The sequence below is a fragment of the Rhodoferax ferrireducens genome (assembly GCF_003347515.1).
Classification (GTDB): Bacteria; Pseudomonadota; Gammaproteobacteria; order Burkholderiales; family Burkholderiaceae_C; genus Rhodoferax.
Window position 1 is genome coordinate 24,747 of the sequence record NZ_QEII01000256.1, and the last position, 17,871, is coordinate 42,617.

Sequence of the window (17,871 nt, forward strand, 5' to 3'; positions counted from 1 at the left end):
TCGACTATCGATAGCTAATTTCGGCCCGACGGTTCTTGGCCATTGCATCTTCGTCAGACCCTTGCGCAGCCGGTTTTTCTTTGCCAAAACTGACCGCCTCCACTTGACTGTCAACGACACCAAGAAGGCCCAAAGCCCTGCGCACAGCTTCCGCCCGCTTCTGACCCAGTGCAAGGTTATATTCGCGGCCACCGCGTTCATCGGTGTGTCCCTCGATTGCTACTTTGCGCCCTTTGTCCGCAACGATAAAGCGGGCATGAGCCTCAATCACCGACTGAAACTCCGGTTTGATAACAAAGCTATCAAAGTCAAAATAGACAATCCGCGGACCGGCAGGAATAGCACCCTGCTGAGCAGATTTTGCGACATCTACCGATGTCACTCCCCCCTTGTTGACAGAACTACCCTGCCCCCCCGCACCATCCTGAGAAATAGTGGTTCCAGACTTGTCTTCAACAGGCACACTGTCCAACTTCACAGCTGAGCCGCAACCCGCCATCAGCACGGCCGCACAAAAAGCCAACAATAGATGTTTCATTAAATTATTCCTAGTAAGAGTTTATTGTTTCTGGAACGGACCCCAGTCCGGTTCACGAATATTGCCATTTTGACCAGCCAGACGTGCTTTGAGTTTACCGTCCAGTGTCGTTGTCATTAGCGCTTCCCGCCCTTGTTGTTGGGTTGCGTAAACAATTAAGCGACTGTTAGGTGCAAAGCTCGGACTCTCGTCTGCCGATGTATCGGTAACTGCATTGACGGCTCCGCTCGCAAGCTCCATCACATGTAACTTGAAAGCACCATTCACCCGGGAAATGTAGGCCAGCCAGCGACCGTCAGCGCTAATCGCAGGAGAAATGTTGTAACTACCAGTAAACGTCACTCGTTCCGCGTTGCCGCCGGTCGAGGGCATCTTGTAGATTTGTGGAGCTCCGCCACGGTCACTGACAAAATAAATACTCTTACCATCGGGCGTGTAGGCAGGTTCGGTGTCAATACTACTGGATTGGGCTAGCCTGCGCGGCTCTCCACCGCCTGCGTCAATCGCATAGAGTTGGGAGCCTCCGTCACGACTCAGCGTCACGGCCAGCGTGCGTCCATCTGGAGACCAGGCTGGTGCACTGTTGGAGCCCCTGAAATTTGCAATCAGGCGACGTTTACCGCTGACGACATCGTGCGTGTAAACGACCGGCTTGCGGGACTCAAACGAAACGTAGGCTAACTGGCTGCCATTGGGAGACCAGGCTGGCGAAATAATGGGTTCGGGGCTTGCCAGAGCCGATTGAGCGTTTTCACCATCGGCGTCAGCGACCCACAGTTGATAACGCTGGCCGGCCTTGGTGACATAGGCAATTCGTGTTGAAAAAGCGCCCTTGTCACCCGTCAGTTTTTCATAAATGAAATCGGCAATGCGATGTGCCGCGAGTCGCAAATCGGCTTGAGCCACGGCATAACTCTGGCCACCCAAATCTTGCCCTCGCACCACATCCCATAGTCGAAACCGTACGTCGTACCGACCATCAGCCAGACGAACCACACTCCCCGTCGCCAGAGAGTCAGCGCCCTTTTGCCGCCATACAGCCACATCAGGGCGACTGCCCTCGTCAAGGGCAACACCCGTTGTATCAACACCGCGAAATTGCCCGCTGCGCTCCAGGTCAGCCTGCACGATGCTGGCAATCTTCTGTGGTGCGCCGCTTTCTCCACGAAACGTTGCAACAGCGATAGGCAACTGGTTCAAGCCAATTCCCGAAACGTCAACCCGAAACTGGGCGAATGCGGGAAGACCCAGGCTAAAGATCAGAAGAAAAAAATAAAATCTTGTAATGGTTTTGCTCATCTTGGGTACTGCATATTGAATCATTTCAGTTGAGTCGCGTCACTCTCACGTCATCAGTGACAAGAGCGTCATCGACACCTTTAAGGGCGCGCATAACGCCTGTATGCAAACGCCGAGTGACCAAGTGCCGATTGGACTCCTCATTGCTGCGACTATTTTCTTTATGCCACAAATGATAAACCTCCGTCGCACAAAAACCGTTCTTGCGTTGCAGTCCAGCATTATGAAGGCGTAACACCAAGTCAGCGTCTTCGTGTCCCCATCCCTGAAACGACTCGTCAAAACCATTGACGCGGACAAAATCGTCACGCCAGATTCCGAAATTGCAGCTTCTGATCTTTCTCCAGCGAAATTTTTTCTCTTTGCGAAATGGCGCATTAGGCCATTGCAGCAAATGGATCAGCTTATTTACATCACCGGTCAAACGCCAGCCAAGCCAATCACGCCAATGGGCGGTGTTGATATCAACTTCGTTGTCCAAAATTTTCTCGGTTAGAGATTCGCTCAACAACACACGACTTCCATTGACAAAAAACCCACCCTCGGACAAAGCCGTGTGCGCCTCGACAAAGCGAGGATTGGGTATGCAATCACCATCCATGAAGACCAAGTAGTCAGCGGTACTGGATACTGCTGCAAGATTGCGGGCTCGTGAAGCAGTGAAGCCGGTATCAGGGTGCCAAACATGGCTTACGGGACAATTGAATTGCGGTAAGGCCTTGTTTAGGGCCGCAATAGAGGCGGGACCAGACCCATCGTCTGCGATGATCACCTCATGCGATTCACCGCATTGTCTGGAGAGCCCATTCAAGACCTGCAACAAGGTGTCCACGCGGTTGTAGGTTAAGACAATAAAAGCCGTTTTCACTTTCCGCTTGCCTTTGCCGTTGGGGCCTGCGCTTGCGACATCAACCAGCGTTTCGCATACCGATAGTAAGTTCCTTCAGCATTGGATATCGCCAGGGCCAAGCCCAGCTGTCCATCGAGAAAGCCCCGGCGCAACACGTAAGTGCGGAAAAAGGCCCACACCCCGTGCCCGATGGCACCCCATAGACTCGCCGATGCGCCCTTTCGGGCCATACCCAATGCGCCCGCCGTCGAATAACGATTCACCTTGTCGAGCACCGACTCAAAGTCGGGAAAACTCAGATGACGCAATGGCGACCGAAGTTTACCAATCGGTTCCCGCGATATCAGGCGCTCATGAACCAGGTCATCGGAAAACCTCGCCTTCCCACGACGGAACAGGCGAACGACCAGATCTGGTTGCCAGCCAGAGTGCTTCATAAATTGGCCACAGTAACTGGACAGCCTGGGGAAACAGTAAGCATCATTCAATGGGGCTGTAGAAATGACCGCCAGAATTTCGTTCCGAAGCTCAGGGGTAACCCGTTCATCTGCATCAATGGACAGAACCCATTCGCCGCTGACAAGATCAAGCGCCCGGTTTTTTTGAGGTCCGAAACCGGGCCAATCGTCGCTTATGGCGACCCGTGCACCCAGGCTGCGTGCGATGTCTGCAGTTCCATCGGTACTTGCATTGTCCAGAACGACCACCTCATCGGCGAAGTCAAGACCCAGCAGGCAATCGGAGATATTGGCGCACTCGTTGCGAGTGATTACGATGACAGAAAGGCGCATAGGATATGCGGGAGTGTAGCAAGTTGCCGTCATAATACGTGCGTGCCTAGCCCCTGCGGGCGGCCTCCGATGACTTTTGGCAAAGCCAAAAGCACTAAAACCACTCACAGATGACGCAACCCATTTCCCCGAGCAATCGAGACCTGTACACGCGACTGCTGTCCTATGTCAGGCCTTACTGGAAGGCTTTCACGCTCGCGGTGGTGGGAATGATAGGAACGGCGGCTACGGAACCGGTATTTCCAGCCATTATGAAGTATCTGCTGGACAACGGATTCAAGACGCAGGACGCACGCATGGTATGGCTTATACCGATCGGTATCGTGTCGCTATTTGTAGTACGCAGCATTTTTGTCTATTTCACAGGCTATTTGATGATGTGGATTTCAAGCCGACTGGTCACTGATTTGCGTCGGGACATGTTTGCCAAACTCCTCGTTCTCCCAACCTATCACTATGACGAACATTCCGCGGGTCAGTTGATTTCCCGTCTTGTCTATGACGTGAACAACGTGACAGACGCAGCGACCAGCGCCCTGGTTTCGGTGGTTCGGGAATCTCTGACGGCCGTTGCGTTGATCGGCTACCTGCTCTACCTTGACTGGAAGCTAACACTAATCACCTTGGCCATCGGTCCAGTGATTGCGATCACTGTCAAGTTGTTCAGCAAACGAATGCGGGCTGCCAGCCTAAAGAGTCTGCAAGCGATGCGCCTGATTTCACATACGGTTGAGGAAACCATTTCAGCAGAACGGGTGGTTAAGATTTTTGGTGGTCAGGCCCGGCAGCAGCAACGGTTTTTTAATGCTACGGAACAATTTCGTAGAGCCCAGATGCGCGAAGCCATTCCTGCATCCGCAGTGACCCCCATTACACATATCGCAGCCTCTGTCGCGATTGCAATCATCGCCTTCCTGGCCCTGAGCCAATCCACCGGTCAAGCTGGGGCCTCGGCGGGCGGCTTTATTTCATTCATCACGGCCATGTTGCTGCTGATTTCACCAATCAAGCAGCTGACGACGGTCAATACAACCATTCAGCGCGGCCTCGCAGCCAGCGAGAGCGTATTCGCATTGCTGGACACACAACAGGAAGACGATCAGGGAAGGCAGCAATTGCTTCGGGCTAAAGGGGACATCTGTTTTGACGACGTGAGTTTTCTTTACCCCGGCGCAGAACGCATTGCCTTGAAAAGTATCAACTTTCAGATCGCAGCGGGTCAAACTGTGGCATTGGTTGGCGCCTCCGGTGGCGGCAAGACAACCATCAGTTCGTTGATTCCCCGCTTTTACCCTCTGACATCCGGCCGGATATTGGTCGACGGTATTGACGTGCAGGACCTGACCCTCGCCAGTTTGCGCCAGAACATTGCGCTTGTCAGCCAGGATGTTGTTTTGTTCAATGACACCATTGAAGCCAATATTGCATATGGTTCATTGGAAACATTCAGCCGGGATGAAGTGATTAAAGCAGCACGTGCAGCCCACGCATGGGACTTTATCGAGCAGCTTCCCAATGGCCTGGACACGCTTGTCGGTGAAAACGGCGCCAAACTTTCTGGCGGGCAACGTCAGCGTATCGCTATTGCACGAGCCCTACTCAAGGACGCGCCGATTCTGATACTAGATGAAGCGACCTCAGCACTCGACAGCGAGTCCGAGCGCCAGGTGCAGGCCGCGCTCGCCATTCTCATGCGAAATCGAACAACATTAGTTATTGCGCATCGGCTCAGTACCATTGAGCATGCGGACTGCATTCTGGTCGTTGACCAGGGACGGATCGTCGAAGCAGGCAACCATGCCGAGTTATTAGCTGCAGCTGGGTATTACGCCAATCTGCGTCGGCTGCAAGCATGAGCATTCCCATCCTCATGTACCACCAGATCGATGCTCCGCCACGGCGCGGTACCCCGCTGCGCGGCCTGGTTGTTTCGCCAGCTGTGTTTGCACGTCAGATGTTCGTACTGAAATGCCTCGGCTTCAGAGGCTTGTCCATGCGTGATCTTGAGCCCTACCTGGAAGGCAAGCAGCACGGGAAAGTGGTCGGCATTACCTTTGATGATGGCTACCAGAATAATCTGACAAACGCGCTACCCACTTTGACGAAGCATGGCTTTACGGCCACTTGCTATGCCGTGAGTGGCATGCTGGGCGGCGTCAATATCTGGGACAAGGAAATTGGTGTCGCGCAAAAACCATTAATGACCGCAGAGGACTGGCACGTCTGGCTGGACAGCGGTATGGAAATCGGGTCACACACCCGTACACATGCAGACCTCACCCGGCTCGACATGGATGCTGCGATCGACGAAATTGCGTTATCGAAGCAGGAGCTTGAAGACAGCCTGGGGTGTTCTGTCCGTCATTTCTGCTACCCCTATGGCCGATTTGATATCTCGCACGCTCAAATGGTAAAACAGGCCGGATACATCACGGCGACAACAACACGTCGTGGAAAAATTCAGGGAAACGACGACCCGTTTTCGCTCCGTCGAATTCTGATAGCCCAAGCCACACATATCAGCTTATTCATCCTAAAAATTCTCACCAAGTACGAAAATCGACGAGGTTAAACGCAAGCATCATCGATGGAAACAATTACTAAATAGAAAAATTATGGATGAATTAGTTCTTTATTGCAAAAGTTATTCGCGAGATTTAAATAGATGCTTGCGATTAACTCAATCGATTGAAAAATACAATATAGAAAAAATTGATTTTTATTTATCTATTCCATCCAAAGATTTTTCCTTATTTAAAGACAGCTTCTCTCCATTCAACGTGAAATTAATCCGAGATGAAGAAATAACTTCAAAAAATCCAAAAATTAAACTAGATGAGATAAATAAACTTCCTGGCGAAATATCTCAGCAAATCATTAAATCAGAATTTTGGCGTTTGGGGGTTTCCGTCAATTACGTATGCCTGGATTCAGACAACGAATTCATAAAAAACTTTACAAAATCAGATTTTATTTGCGACGATGGAACACCTTATACAGTGATTGGAGAGGGGAAAGAATACCTGACTTATTTTGCCTCAAAAAAAATAGACAAGATTCAAACCTACCTCAACAAGGAAGCCAAGCACGTTCAAGAATTTATTGGTCGAAGCGGAAAGATCTACGACTTTGGCATCCCACCTTTGGTTTGGTCGAGACGTGTATGGGAGTCATTTGATCAATTTCTTTGTGAAAAAGATATGAGCTTCGCCGATGCCATCATTCAGTATCCATACGAACTGCGCTTGTATGGAGAAGCATTACTTAAGTTCAACGCAATTCCGTTGCGTCCAGCAGAACCATTTTTCAGAACATATCTTCATGAAATTCAATACTACGCCGATAAAAAAAGAGGAATCACTCTTGATAGCATAAGAAAGAATTATCTTGGTATTGTTAAACAATCCAATTGGGAAGGCATAAGCAATGAAGCCCCAAAAAGCGTTTTATCACAAATGAATAAGACGATAAAAAGCATGATAAAGAAATTCCGAGCTTGAAACAGTTTGTCTACGGCTTACACTGCTGAAATGTAACTCGCGTTTGTAAATTCAAAGCTACTGATGCATAGGCGAGAAGAAATCCTTGCATTTCCATCATATGATCACGAAATATTGAGTCTGTGAAGCCGCGAAGAATCCAAAAAGTGGACAGCGCCACAAGTACTATCGCCCACTCATTCAGCTGTCTCTCACGGCGCAGATAAGTAAGCCCCTGTTTCAAGAAGAATAGCAGAGCCCACATATACAGCGCTGCACCGATCCATCCCAAAGCCAATACGGTATCAAGCCATCCGTTATGGGTATGTGCCATTTGAATGGCTGGCGTGGCACATTCCTCCATCAGTAATTTCTGAAATGAATGTCTGGATCCATCGCTCCCCCAGGGGTGTTTGAGTGCAAGTGCAAGGCCGGCACGCAAAACAACCATCCGGGCACCGTCGCCATCACGCACACTGGAGATAATCTGCTGCGCTTGCTCGCCAGAACCATATTGCGAGATTATTTTGGATTCAATGGAAGATGTTCCCTCGCACTGGATCTGAATGGCATCACCCTGAAATCCAGCGACAAGTTGCGAAGCCATGTTTTGCCAGCGGGCATCTTCCTTGACGGCTACGGCAAGGACGGCAAGCCCTACAAGCGTTAGGCCTAGCAAGCCGGCGAGCAAATTAATACGTCGACTATCTGCACGCACCAAATACGCGCAGCCAAAAGCAAGCACGCCTCCAATCAGACCAAAAGCCAGGCCAGCCCGTGAATGCGCCAGAGCCGTACTCAAGAGACAGGCAAACATCAAGGCCACAGCCAGGGGCCGCAGTGGCCGGTGACCTGCAATGGTGGCAGCTGCCAAGAGAACAATCGCCTGCCCAGCGGCGTAACCAAGATCCGCGTGATGTGTCTCCCTCCCCCAATAACCCCATGGAATCGACGATGTCGTCCACGCCTTCAAACCAAAGAGGCAGAGATGAACCAGTATGGAGAAAGCGCTTGCCAATCCGAGATAGAAAACAGCACCTTTGTCCTTGCTATAAAAAATGGTGGCGACTCCGGCGCCAACCAGCATGGCCAGTACTCCCCGGCCCCATTGCCCAAGCAAGTTTTCCAAAGCTATTGCCGGTGAAACTGCGATGAACGGGAAAAAGAGGATATAGCTCACCCATAGCACGACAGGCAGTACCCACTTGACGGCAGGAGGGCGCGCTTTTAGAAATTGCCATGCCAGACACATAGATAACGCCAAAAGGACCACATTGCGTAATGCAATGGTGTTGGACATTGGCAAAACAGCAATGTAACAAGCCGCGAGCAGTCCGATCAAGAACGTTGGCGTGCTGACCTCTTTGAGTCGGAGGAGTCGAAGGGTTGCCAGTCTCGTCATGTCATGAGTTTCCAGTTCCGCGAGCTTCGCGGCGAGTTACGGATAACTCATTTACCCAACCGGATAATTGACTCACGGCCGCCTCGGTGGTGTACGGGCTGACGTGATCGTTCTCCTCCAGACCAGCCGCCCGCCACCGATCAAACAGCTGCTCCAAAGCGGTTGCCAACGCAGGACCTGGCAGTGAATTGCCGGCTTTATCATCACTCCAGCAAACGGCCCAATGACCCTGCTCACGAATCAGGGCAGCCATTTGCGGGTTGCGATGCACGACTGCCAATATCGGCCGTTGCATCCATAGATATTCGTAGAGCTTGGACGGTATGTATTCAGCGCAGATGGCATCTTCTCCATGCAACAACAACAGCACATCCACGGACCGCATGCGGTGCAATATCTGCTCACGACCGCTCAAGCCGGTCTGAGGATCGGCTTCAATTCTGCCAAAGTGGCGTACGCACGGACCTACGCGAGATCCTGCCAACACTTGAGTTGAGACCTTGTCCAGTGGCCCTCCGTACAAATGCAATTCAGTGGCTTCAACCAGTTCATGCCGACGCTCGCTGAGCATTTCCAGTGCCGCTACGATTGGCCCAAGGTGCCGGGTCGGAGAGAGCGAACCGAAATGGCCTATAACAAACTTCCCCCCGGAATAGTAAGGCGGCAGCACCTGGAAAGGCTTGTCGATGCCGGGCAACATCATCTTCCCCCGCTCGGCCAGTTGCGGGTGCCGCAAACGGGCACTGGCCAGGGCCTGCTCAGTGAACCAGATCGCAATATCCGCATGGGTGCATATCAGGCGCTCAACCTCTGCCTGCATCTTTTGCTGGCGTGAAGTGGGCGTTTCCCCAGGTATCACCATCGGATCGTGTACCTCCGCCAGCCACGGCGTGCCGGAGGCCCGCTTGAGCGAACGAGCCGCCAAGTGCGCAGCAAAAGCACCACCGGTCGAGTAAATCAGATCAAAAGGCTTCTGTCGGGCCAATGCACGCCCTTTCAGGTAGGCACTCAACCACCAGGACCAGGAGCTTTCGACGGGCCACAGCAGTTTTTCCAGCAGCATCCAGGGCAATAGAAAAATGGAGGCCAGCGTCATCAGCAGGCGATAGCGAATGCCATTGCCCCAACGACGTCTCAACACGTGCCGCAATTCAAACCGAAAACCGGCTGGCCCCATCGGCCATAGCTGGTGATGCTCGACCTCGGTATCATGACTACCTGACACCCCACTCAAGACCACGACCTCGATCCCTGCACGCCGGAGGTGCGGCAACTTGTCGGTGATGGTCTGACTGGCTGCCCGGCCGTCCATGTTGAACGCGTGAGCGATAACGAGCCAGCGCTGCCGGGGGTTAGCAGTCATTCGAATAACCGGAGCCGTAGAGATTGGAAATGTGAAAGAACAGCGTCATTCCAAAGGAATTAGTGCATGGAAGCGGCCTGCAAATACAGCTGCTCATATTGTAGGGCGGCCCTCTCCCATGAATGAAGCTGGGCAAACTTCAAGCCATTACGGTGCAGATGCGCCGCAAGACCTGGATCGCCCAACACAGAGCCAATAAGCCGGGAAAGAGCCTGCGGATCTTTGGGATCAGGCAATAACATGGCGTCAACGCCATGCGTAAGTTGACTGGATATACCACAATGCCCGGGGCCGCTCACAATGACGGGCAATCCGTGGGCCAGTGCCTCAAGCACCACCATGGCAAAGCTGTCCTCCAGCGTCGGGTGGGCCAGGCAATCAGCCGCGCAATAGGCTGGGGAAAGATCGTCGAGCGATCCGAGGAAATGAATTCGTTGCTCGAGGCCCAAGCGCCCAGCCTCCTGGCGATATTTGGATGCAGACCTGGGGTTCCCCACAACAAACAAACCAACCTCTGCAGGCAAATTCGCCATGGCCTTCAACAGGGTGTCCAAGCCTTTTCGTGCGTAATCATTCGCGACAAACAGGACCAAGGGGCGATCCTGTGGCAAATCAAGCATTTGCCGTGCAGCTCGACGCGAGGGCAAATTCACAGGAAGATTGGTTCCAGGGACAATGACGGAGACCACAAGCGTGCTATCAGGATAGGCCTGCTCGCACTCCCTGCGCAGGTTCTCCGAAGTTGCGACTACTGTGCGTGAAGGACGCGATTTGAAGCGGGCGCCTTCCAGCAACACGTAGGTGATCAGGCGCGGACTCAGGGCAACCTTCAGCCATTGCACAAAGCGGCGAATCCCGTGACGCGCAAAAAACAGGTTGTGTCGCACCGGTCTGACATGAATGGTCTGGATTTGTCCGTGCCAGGTGTTCTCGTGGGAATGCACCACATCAAAGCCGCATCGGGTCTGCATCCAGGTGGCAACGGCAAACAAGAGCTGATTGACCCAGCGCGGCTTGCGGCTCAGGCAAAAAACACGGTGATAGGTTACCCCGGCCACAGGATGATTCGATTCCTGTGCAAACACATGAATGTCATGACGCGAGGCGAGCTGCTGGACCAGCGCGACCGAGTAACTTTCCGCGCCCCCGCCCGATTTTGAGAATACCCGACTGATGACGGCAATGCGCATGGACCTACAGAAGAACAATATCGTATTGCTCTTGCCCCATCGCACCTTCACTCTGCAATGAAACCGGTTTGCCGATGAACTCACTCAAACCAGCCAGATGCTGGCTTTCTTCATCCAGAAACAACTCAATCACCTTGGGCGACGCGATCACGCGAAACTCGCGCGGGTTGAACTGGCGCGCCTCACGCAGTATCTCGCGACAAATGTCGTAAGCCACACTGCGCGCTGTTTTAACAATGCCCTTTCCTTGGCAGGTCGGACAGGGTTCACACAGCATATGTGCCAGCGACTCACGTGTGCGCTTGCGCGTCATCTCGACCAGACCCAGCTGCGAAAAGCCGCCCGCCATGGTTTTGACGCGGTCCCGCACCAGCTGTTTTTTGAATTCCGCCAAGACCGACTCACGATGGTCTTCCCGCACCATATCAATGAAATCCACGATGATGATGCCCCCCAGATTGCGAAGGCGCAGCTGGCGCGCTATCGCCTGAGCGGCTTCCAGGTTGGTTTTGAAGATGGTGTCGTCAAAGTTGCGAGCACCGACAAAGCCACCTGTATTCACATCGACCGTGGTCAACGCCTCGGTCTGGTCCACGATCAGATAGCCGCCTGACTTCAGCTCGACCCGGCGCCCGAGCGCCTTGGCGATCTCGTCATCAATGGCATACAGGTCAAAAATAGGGCGTTCGCCCTTGTAATGCTGGAGCTTGGCCGATGCTGCTGGCATGAATTCGAGGCCAAAGGTCTTGAGGGCCTCAAACTGTTCCCGCGAGTCCACCCGGATGGTTTGTGTACCTTCTCCTACCAAATCACGCAATACGCGCTGCAGCAGGCTCAGGTCCTGGTGCAAGATCGACAAAGGCGGCAGACGCACGGATGCGCTCTTGATACGAGCCCAGGCTTTTCGCAAATAGCCGATGTCTTCAGACAACTCCAGATCAGAGGCGTCCTCACCATTGGTTCGAAGAATGAATCCGCCGCCTTCATTGCCAGCCAGGGCCACCAGGCGGGAACGAAGCTCGTCGCGCTGGTGTTGCGGGATTTTTTGTGACACGCCGACATGGTCGTCCTGCGGCAGGAACACGAGCATGCGCCCGGCAATACTGATCTGAGTGGACAGCCGCGCACCCTTGGTACCAATAGGATCCTTGATAACCTGCACCATCAGTGCCTGTCCCTCAAATACCTGCTTTTCAATCGGAACCAGTGGCTGTGTATTGCGCACCATGCTGGGTGGCTCGCCTTCTGGCTGGCGGTGCCAGACGTCGGCCACATGCAGGAACGCGGCGCGCTCCAGACCAATGTCAATGAACGCGGACTGCATGCCCGGCAGCACGCGAGCCACCTTACCCAAATAAACATTGCCAACCAAACCACGCTCCAGCGTCCGCTCGACGTGCAACTCCTGCAGCACGCCATTTTCAACAATGGCGACACGGGTTTCCTGCGGAGACCAGTTGATAAGAATGTCTTCTTGCATGGGAGGTGGGGTGCTCAAATCTTGAAGCCAAAGGTCCGTAGCAGTTGCGCAGTTTCAAACATGGGAAGTCCCATGATGCCAGAGTAGCTACCGGAGATAAACGAAATATACGCCGCCGCCCTGCCCTGCACACCATACGCACCGGCCTTGCCCATGGGCTCACCCGAGGCGACATAGGCCTGAATCTGGCGGGGGCTCATGTCGGCGAAGGTCACGCGCGATTCACACAGGGCTTGCACACGCTTGCGCACCGTGCCAAGCACCACGCCAGTCAGTACCCGGTGCGTCTTGCTTGAGAGCTCGGTGAGAATGCGGGCGGCATCAGCGGCATCTATTGGTTTGCCGTAAATGATGCGACCCAATGCCACGGTGGTGTCCGAGCAGAGCACGGGCGCCGTCGGCAACCCCCTTTGCTTGAGTCGCATTAATGCCGCATTTAGTTTGAGTTGCGTGACCCGTTTGACGTAGGCCGCAGGCGCTTCGTTGGGCAGCGCCACTTCAAGCGCTTCGGAGTCTTCATCCGCGCCGGGCAACAGCAACTCATGACGCACGCCCAGTTGATCCAGCAATTGACTGCGTCGCGGACTTTGCGAGGCAAGATAAATGAACTCACTCACAATGAAAACCTGAAAACATCACTCGCGGTGATAAGGATGATTGGCATTGATGGACCAGGCACGGTAAAGCTGCTCAATCAGCAACACCCGGACCATGGCATGGGGCAGGGTCAAATCCGACAAGCGAATGCGCTCATGTGCCGCTTGTTTGAATGCCGGGTCGAGCCCGTCGGGGCCGCCGATGACCAGGGCCACGTCGTCGCTTTCCAATTGCCAGTGCTTGAGCTTGTTCGCCAAGGCAACCGTGGTCATCGTGGTGCCGCGCTCGTCCAGGGCCACGATGCGGCAGCCCTTGGGTATAACGGCTTCGATACGCGCACGCTCCGCCGCGTAGAGATTTTCTAATGTTTTGGAGCCGCGCGGCTCGGTCTTGACGGTTTTGAGTTCGACTTTAAGTTCGTAGGGAAAACGCTTGGCATAGTCATCCCAAGCCGTTTGCGCCCAGTCAGGCACCCGCTGACCCACCGCAACAATCACCAGCCTCACAAAAAAAGACGCTGTCAGGCTTTGCGAGCTACTGCCGTCTTCCTGGCAGGTGCTTTCTTGGCGGCAACCTTGGCCGGTGCCTTGGGTGCCGATTTCTTCGCCGCCGTTTTCGCCGGGGCGTTGACCGTTACCTTCTTCACGGCAACTTTAACCGCGACCTTAGGCGCGGTCTTCTTCTCGGCAACGACGGCGGTGGCCTTGGCCGGTGCTTTCTTCGCAACCGCTTTTCTTACCGGCGCTTTTGCGGCAGCAGACTTGGCCGCCAGCGTTTTCTTCACCTGGGCTTTGGACGGGAAGGCCTCTGCCACGCCCTTCTTGGCGGCATTCGAACGCCTGAGGTTGCCCTCCACCTCGACCACCTTTTTAGTCGCTTTGAGCGGCACGATGATTTCTTTTTCGGTGGGCTTGACGGCACCAAATTTGAGCCGCACCGGCTTTTCGCCCCAAAGTTCTTCCAAGTTGTAGTACTGGCGAAAATTGGGTTGCATGACGTGCACCACGGCTTGGCCGCAATCCACAATAATCCACTCGCCGTTGGTCTCGCCTTCAACCCGGGGCTTGGGGAAACCAGCATCGCGAACCGCATCGCGCACGCTGCCAGCCAGCGCCTTGGTCTGCCGGTTGGACGTACCCGAGGCAATGATCACTCTCTCAAACAAAGCGGAAAGGTGCTCGGTATCGAACACCTGAATGTCCTGGGCTTTGACGTCTTCCAGACCATCGACGATGGCTCGCTGAAGTTTTTGAATGTCTTTTTTTGCAACGGTCGAAGTAGTCATCAAGTAGTCTGGTAAAGGTGGTGGTCGTCAATATAACGCGCAACTGGTTCAAAAACCAGTGGGGCAACGCATTGATGCGCTGCAATTCGGGTCCGAATATCGGTTGCGCTGACAGGCATAACTGGCATTTGCAGCCGCCTGAAACGCGATTCATGCGGTTTGGGAACATTAAATGAGGGGGTAGCCCCCGTCACATCTTTGCGCTCAGCTACACAAATTATAGCTAGTCGCAACACCTCGGTCCATTCATGCCAGCTTGGCAACGCACGGGCCTGGTCTTCACCCATGATCAGAAACAATTCGGCGTCAGGCCATAACGCCTTGAACTCGCGCAAGGTATCCAGCGTGTAACTCGGGCCAGAGCGCTCGGTTTCGCGTGAATCAATAACGACCCCTGGCAGATCTCCAAACGCCAGCTGTGCCATGGCCAGACGGTGACGGGCCGGACTCAAGTCCCGAGCTTTGTGCCACGCCTGCCCGGTGGGAACAATACGGAGTTCATCAAGATGCAAATCAGCCAAAGCAGCCTGCACCAGTGCCCGATGCGCAAGGTGAGGCGGGTCAAACGCGCCACCAAACACACCAATGCGCCGCGCCGCAGACTGCGTGGCGGTCAAACCCATTCCTTGCGCACCAGAAACCTGGCATATAAATCCGCTTCCGGCGAGCCTGCTTCCGGCACGTTTTGGTATGACCAACTCACCAGCGGTGGCATCGACAGCAGAATGGATTCAGTTCGCCCACCCGATTGCAGGCCAAAGTGCGTGCCGCGATCCCACACCAGATTGAATTCGACATAGCGGCCACGGCGGTAGAGCTGAAACGCGCGTTCCCTCTCCCCGTAGGCCATGTCTTTGCGGCGCGCAACGATCGGCAAATAGGCCGTCAAAAACGAGTCCCCGACTGACTGCATCATGGCCAGACTGTCATCAAATCCGAGTTCGGAAAAGTCGTCAAAAAAGATGCCGCCTACACCGCGCTGTTCCGCGCGATGCTTCAAATAAAAGTACTCATCGCACCAGGTCTTGAAGCGCGGGTATTTATCGCTGCCATACGGCGCAAGCGCGGCTTTGCAGGTGGCATGGAAATGCACTGCGTCGTCTTCAAAACCGTAAAAAGGCGTCAAATCCATGCCGCCGCCGAACCAGCACACGTCGGCACCGTCACGCCCCTTTGCCGCCAGCATGCGCACATTCATGTGGACCGTTGGCACATAGGGATTGCGCGGATGAAAGACCAGCGAGACACCCATGGCCTCAAACGGCGCGCCAGCCAGCTCAGGGCGATGTTGCGTGGCGGAGGGCGGCAAACTCGGGCCCCGCACATGCGAGAAACCGCACCCGGCACGCTCGAAAACAGCTCCACCCTCCAAAATTTGGGTGATGCCATTGCCTTGCAGCAGCTCACCGGGTTGCTTCTGCCAAACATCCGTCAAAAACGCACTGCCATCCAACGCCGCAATGGCCGAGGTGATGCGCGTCTGCAAACCCTGTAGATAGCCGCGCACCGCCTCAGTTCGCGATGAATTTTGATCCACCACACTCATGGCGCCGAATTTTTGACCGCGCGATGCCCAATGTCCGTGCGGTATTGCATGCCATCAAAATGAACACCCATGGCCACTTCGTAGGCACGCTGTTGCGCTTGCCGGACGTTGTCCGCCAGCACCGTCACACACAAAACGCGCCCACCCGACGTGACAATGTCGCCCTCTTGCATGGCCGTACCCGCATGGAACACGACGGCATCGTCCTCCTCCTTGGGCAGGCCGGTAACGACATCGCCCTTGCGCGGATGCAGCGGGTAGCCGTGCGCCGCCATGACCACGCCCATGGCCGTGCGGCGATCCCACTGCAACTCGACCTGATCCAAGTGGCCATGCGGGCCCGGCTCGGTAGCAGCTAGCATCACGTCGACCAAATCAGTCTTGAGTCGCATCATGATAGGTTGCGTCTCCGGGTCGCCCATGCGGCAGTTGAACTCCAGCGTTTTGGGATGCCCGTGGGCATCGATCATCAGCCCGGCGTACAGAAATCCGGTAAACGGAATACCGTCTTTTTCCATGCCCCTGATGGTGGGCAAAATAATTTCACGCATGGCGCGGGCATGCACATCGGGCGTCACTATCGGTGCAGGCGAATATGCCCCCATGCCGCCGGTGTTGGGGCCCAGATCGCCGTCCAGCAGACGCTTGTGGTCCTGGCTGGTGGCTAAGGGCAACACATTTTTGCCGTCACACATCACGATAAAGCTGGCTTCTTCACCGACCAAAAACTCTTCAATGACGACGCGCGCACCACCTTCGTTGTGTGTCACGCCCAGCTTATTGTCCACCAGCATGAAGTCAACCGCTTCGTGCGCTTCGGCCAGGCTCAAGGCCACCACCACGCCCTTGCCGGCGGCCAGGCCATCGGCCTTGACGACGATAGGCGCGCCCATCTTGTCAACATAAGCGTGTGCCGCCACCGGATCCGTGAAGGTCTCGTACTCGGCGGTCGGAATACCGTGGCGCTTCATGAACGACTTGGAAAATGCTTTGGAACTCTCCAGCTGGGCAGCAGCCTGGGTTGGACCGAAGACGCGCAGGCCATGTTTACGGAACTCATCCACCACGCCCGCCGCCAACGGACCTTCCGGGCCCACCACGGTGAGGCCAATTTTCTTGGCCACAGCCCACTCCCGCAATTCCTGGACGTCCGTGATATTGACATTCTCCAGCCGGCCATCCAGCTCGGTGCCGCCATTCCCCGGGGCCACATAAATCATTTGCACTTTGGGCGACTGCGCCAGCTTCCAGGCCAGGGCATGTTCACGGCCACCACCGCCAATCACGAGAATATTCATAGCGCCTCGCTGTCAATCTCTGCGTTGTGGTAAATATTTTGCGTGTCGTCCAGCTCTTCCAGCACGTCGAGCAGCTTTTGCATTCGAACAGCATCGTCGCCGGTGAGTTCGATCGGGTTTTCGGCCCGCATGGTGACCTCGGCCATTTCAGGCTTCAGGCCGGCGGCTTCCAGGGCGTTTTTGACCACCTCAAAGTCGGCATAGGCGGTCAACACTTCAATGGCACCGTCGTCGCCGGTAATCACGTCTTCGGCACCGGCTTCCAGCGCCACTTCCATGACCTTGTCTTCGTTCGTGCCAGGGGCAAAAATGAGCTGGCCACAATGCTTGAACTGAAACACCACCGAGCCTTCCGTGCCCATGTTGCCGCCGTATTTCGAGAAAGCGTGGCGCACTTCGGCTACCGTGCGCACCTTGTTGTCGGTCATGGTATCGACCAGGATGGCCGCGCCGCCAATGCCGTAGCCTTCATAACGAATTTCTTCGTAATGCACACCTTCCTGGTTACCGGTGGCCTTGTCGATGTTGTACTTGACGCGGTCAGCCGGCATGTTGGCCGCCTTGGCGCGCTCCACCGCCAGACGCAGGCGCGGGTTGGTGGCCAGATCGCCGCCGCCAGCGCGGGCTGCCACCGTGATTTCCCGGATGATGCGGGTCCAGATTTTGCCCCGCTTCTCATCCTGGCGACCTTTGCGGTGCTGAATATTGGCCCATTTACTGTGTCCTGCCACGGGGAATCCTTCAAAAGTTCGT

18 protein-coding genes are annotated in these 17,871 nt (G+C 54.6%); 3 read left to right on the forward strand and 15 right to left on the reverse strand.

Annotated features, from left to right (window positions below):
- Positions 1-4: 4 nt before the first annotated feature.
- From pal to C5P05_RS08800, 4 genes are read right to left on the reverse strand one after another with little or no spacing between them, the layout of a single operon-like run.
- Positions 5-538 (reverse strand): peptidoglycan-associated lipoprotein Pal, encoded by a 534-nt coding sequence (gene pal / locus C5P05_RS08785; RefSeq protein WP_114969461.1) that lies wholly within the window; start codon positions 536-538, stop codon positions 5-7.
- Between the two features lie 21 nt (positions 539-559).
- Positions 560-1,837, reverse strand: a complete 1,278-nt coding sequence (gene tolB / locus C5P05_RS08790; RefSeq protein ID WP_114969570.1) for a Tol-Pal system beta propeller repeat protein TolB — start codon at positions 1,835-1,837, stop codon at positions 560-562.
- Between the two features lie 25 nt (positions 1,838-1,862).
- Positions 1,863-2,705 (reverse strand): glycosyltransferase family 2 protein, encoded by an 843-nt coding sequence (locus tag C5P05_RS08795; RefSeq protein ID WP_114969462.1) that lies wholly within the window; start codon positions 2,703-2,705, stop codon positions 1,863-1,865.
- Positions 2,702-3,478 (reverse strand): glycosyltransferase family 2 protein, encoded by a 777-nt coding sequence (locus tag C5P05_RS08800; protein WP_114969463.1) that lies wholly within the window; start codon positions 3,476-3,478, stop codon positions 2,702-2,704. The genes C5P05_RS08795 and C5P05_RS08800 overlap by 4 nt, the downstream gene beginning before the upstream one ends.
- Before the next feature lie 110 nt (positions 3,479-3,588).
- Between C5P05_RS08800 and msbA the strand changes: the two genes are divergently transcribed.
- From msbA to C5P05_RS33635, 3 genes are read left to right on the forward strand one after another with little or no spacing between them, the layout of a single operon-like run.
- Positions 3,589-5,334, forward strand: coding sequence for a lipid A export permease/ATP-binding protein MsbA (gene msbA, locus C5P05_RS08805; RefSeq protein WP_114969464.1), 1,746 nt, complete (start codon positions 3,589-3,591; stop codon positions 5,332-5,334).
- The gene (locus C5P05_RS08810; RefSeq protein WP_114969465.1) at positions 5,331-6,050 is read left to right on the forward strand and encodes a polysaccharide deacetylase family protein; all 720 of its coding nucleotides are present in this window, start codon (positions 5,331-5,333) and stop codon (positions 6,048-6,050) included. The genes msbA and C5P05_RS08810 overlap by 4 nt, the downstream gene beginning before the upstream one ends.
- Positions 6,051-6,093: 43 nt before the next feature.
- Positions 6,094-6,978 (forward strand): DUF6492 family protein, encoded by an 885-nt coding sequence (locus tag C5P05_RS33635; protein ID WP_157979272.1) that lies wholly within the window; start codon positions 6,094-6,096, stop codon positions 6,976-6,978.
- Positions 6,979-6,988: 10 nt separating this feature from the next.
- Here the strand turns inward: C5P05_RS33635 and C5P05_RS08820 are convergent, their stop codons facing one another.
- Genes C5P05_RS08820 through C5P05_RS08870 form a run of 11 tightly spaced genes read right to left on the reverse strand, consistent with a single transcriptional unit; the run spans position 6,989 to position 17,849 of the window.
- On the reverse strand, positions 6,989-8,359 hold the full coding sequence (locus C5P05_RS08820) for an O-antigen ligase family protein (RefSeq protein ID WP_114969467.1): 1,371 nt from the start codon (positions 8,357-8,359) through the stop codon (positions 6,989-6,991).
- Position 8,360: 1 nt separating this feature from the next.
- On the reverse strand, positions 8,361-9,722 hold the full coding sequence (locus C5P05_RS08825; protein ID WP_114969468.1) for a glycosyltransferase: 1,362 nt from the start codon (positions 9,720-9,722) through the stop codon (positions 8,361-8,363).
- Positions 9,723-9,781: 59 nt separating this feature from the next.
- Positions 9,782-10,912: a glycosyltransferase family 4 protein gene (locus tag C5P05_RS08830; RefSeq protein WP_114969469.1), complete on the reverse strand. Its 1,131-nt coding sequence runs from the start codon at positions 10,910-10,912 to the stop codon at positions 9,782-9,784.
- A gap of 4 nt (positions 10,913-10,916) precedes the next feature.
- Entirely contained in the window at positions 10,917-12,392 is a 1,476-nt protein-coding gene (rng, locus tag C5P05_RS08835; protein ID WP_114969470.1) for a ribonuclease G, read from the reverse strand.
- A 14-nt stretch (positions 12,393-12,406) separates the two neighbouring features.
- Complete coding sequence (locus C5P05_RS08840) at positions 12,407-13,009, reverse strand: Maf family protein (protein ID WP_114969471.1); 603 nt, start codon at positions 13,007-13,009, stop codon at positions 12,407-12,409.
- Between the two features lie 18 nt (positions 13,010-13,027).
- On the reverse strand, positions 13,028-13,495 hold the full coding sequence (gene rlmH / locus C5P05_RS08845) for a 23S rRNA (pseudouridine(1915)-N(3))-methyltransferase RlmH (protein WP_114969472.1): 468 nt from the start codon (positions 13,493-13,495) through the stop codon (positions 13,028-13,030).
- 14 nt (positions 13,496-13,509) lie between these two features.
- A complete protein-coding gene (rsfS, locus tag C5P05_RS08850; protein ID WP_114969473.1) occupies positions 13,510-14,274 on the reverse strand; it encodes a ribosome silencing factor in 765 nt (254 codons plus the stop codon).
- On the reverse strand, positions 14,274-14,891 hold the full coding sequence (nadD, locus tag C5P05_RS08855) for a nicotinate (nicotinamide) nucleotide adenylyltransferase (protein ID WP_232834407.1): 618 nt from the start codon (positions 14,889-14,891) through the stop codon (positions 14,274-14,276). Before nadD ends, rsfS begins: the two co-directional genes overlap by 1 nt.
- Positions 14,888-15,820 carry an oxygen-dependent coproporphyrinogen oxidase gene (gene hemF / locus C5P05_RS08860; RefSeq protein WP_114969475.1) on the reverse strand — a complete coding sequence of 311 codons (933 nt, stop codon included), beginning with the start codon at positions 15,818-15,820 and terminating at the stop codon, positions 14,888-14,890. The genes nadD and hemF overlap by 4 nt, the downstream gene beginning before the upstream one ends.
- Positions 15,817-17,118, reverse strand: a complete 1,302-nt coding sequence (gene purD / locus C5P05_RS08865) for a phosphoribosylamine--glycine ligase (RefSeq protein WP_114969476.1) — start codon at positions 17,116-17,118, stop codon at positions 15,817-15,819. The genes hemF and purD overlap by 4 nt, the downstream gene beginning before the upstream one ends.
- A complete protein-coding gene (locus tag C5P05_RS08870) occupies positions 17,115-17,849 on the reverse strand; it encodes a YebC/PmpR family DNA-binding transcriptional regulator (protein WP_114969477.1) in 735 nt (244 codons plus the stop codon). Before C5P05_RS08870 ends, purD begins: the two co-directional genes overlap by 4 nt.
- Positions 17,850-17,871 lie beyond the last annotated feature (22 nt).

Coding starts and splice junctions, on each gene's coding strand:
- C5P05_RS08810 (WP_114969465.1), top strand. CDS start 5,331: ATGAGCATTCCCATCCTCATGTACCACCAGATCGATGCTCCGCCACGG.
- C5P05_RS08800 (WP_114969463.1), bottom strand. CDS start 3,478: ATGCGCCTTTCTGTCATCGTAATCACTCGCAACGAGTGCGCCAATATC.
- purD (WP_114969476.1), bottom strand. CDS start 17,118: ATGAATATTCTCGTGATTGGCGGTGGTGGCCGTGAACATGCCCTGGCC.
- hemF (WP_114969475.1), bottom strand. CDS start 15,820: ATGAGTGTGGTGGATCAAAATTCATCGCGAACTGAGGCGGTGCGCGGC.
- rsfS (WP_114969473.1), bottom strand. CDS start 14,274: ATGACTACTTCGACCGTTGCAAAAAAAGACATTCAAAAACTTCAGCGA.
- rng (WP_114969470.1), bottom strand. CDS start 12,392: ATGCAAGAAGACATTCTTATCAACTGGTCTCCGCAGGAAACCCGTGTC.
- C5P05_RS08825 (WP_114969468.1), bottom strand. CDS start 9,722: ATGACTGCTAACCCCCGGCAGCGCTGGCTCGTTATCGCTCACGCGTTC.
- msbA (WP_114969464.1), top strand. CDS start 3,589: ATGACGCAACCCATTTCCCCGAGCAATCGAGACCTGTACACGCGACTG.
- pal (WP_114969461.1), bottom strand. CDS start 538: ATGAAACATCTATTGTTGGCTTTTTGTGCGGCCGTGCTGATGGCGGGT.
- C5P05_RS08820 (WP_114969467.1), bottom strand. CDS start 8,359: ATGACGAGACTGGCAACCCTTCGACTCCTCCGACTCAAAGAGGTCAGC.
- C5P05_RS08830 (WP_114969469.1), bottom strand. CDS start 10,912: ATGCGCATTGCCGTCATCAGTCGGGTATTCTCAAAATCGGGCGGGGGC.
- C5P05_RS33635 (WP_157979272.1), top strand. CDS start 6,094: ATGGATGAATTAGTTCTTTATTGCAAAAGTTATTCGCGAGATTTAAAT.
- tolB (WP_114969570.1), bottom strand. CDS start 1,837: ATGAGCAAAACCATTACAAGATTTTATTTTTTTCTTCTGATCTTTAGC.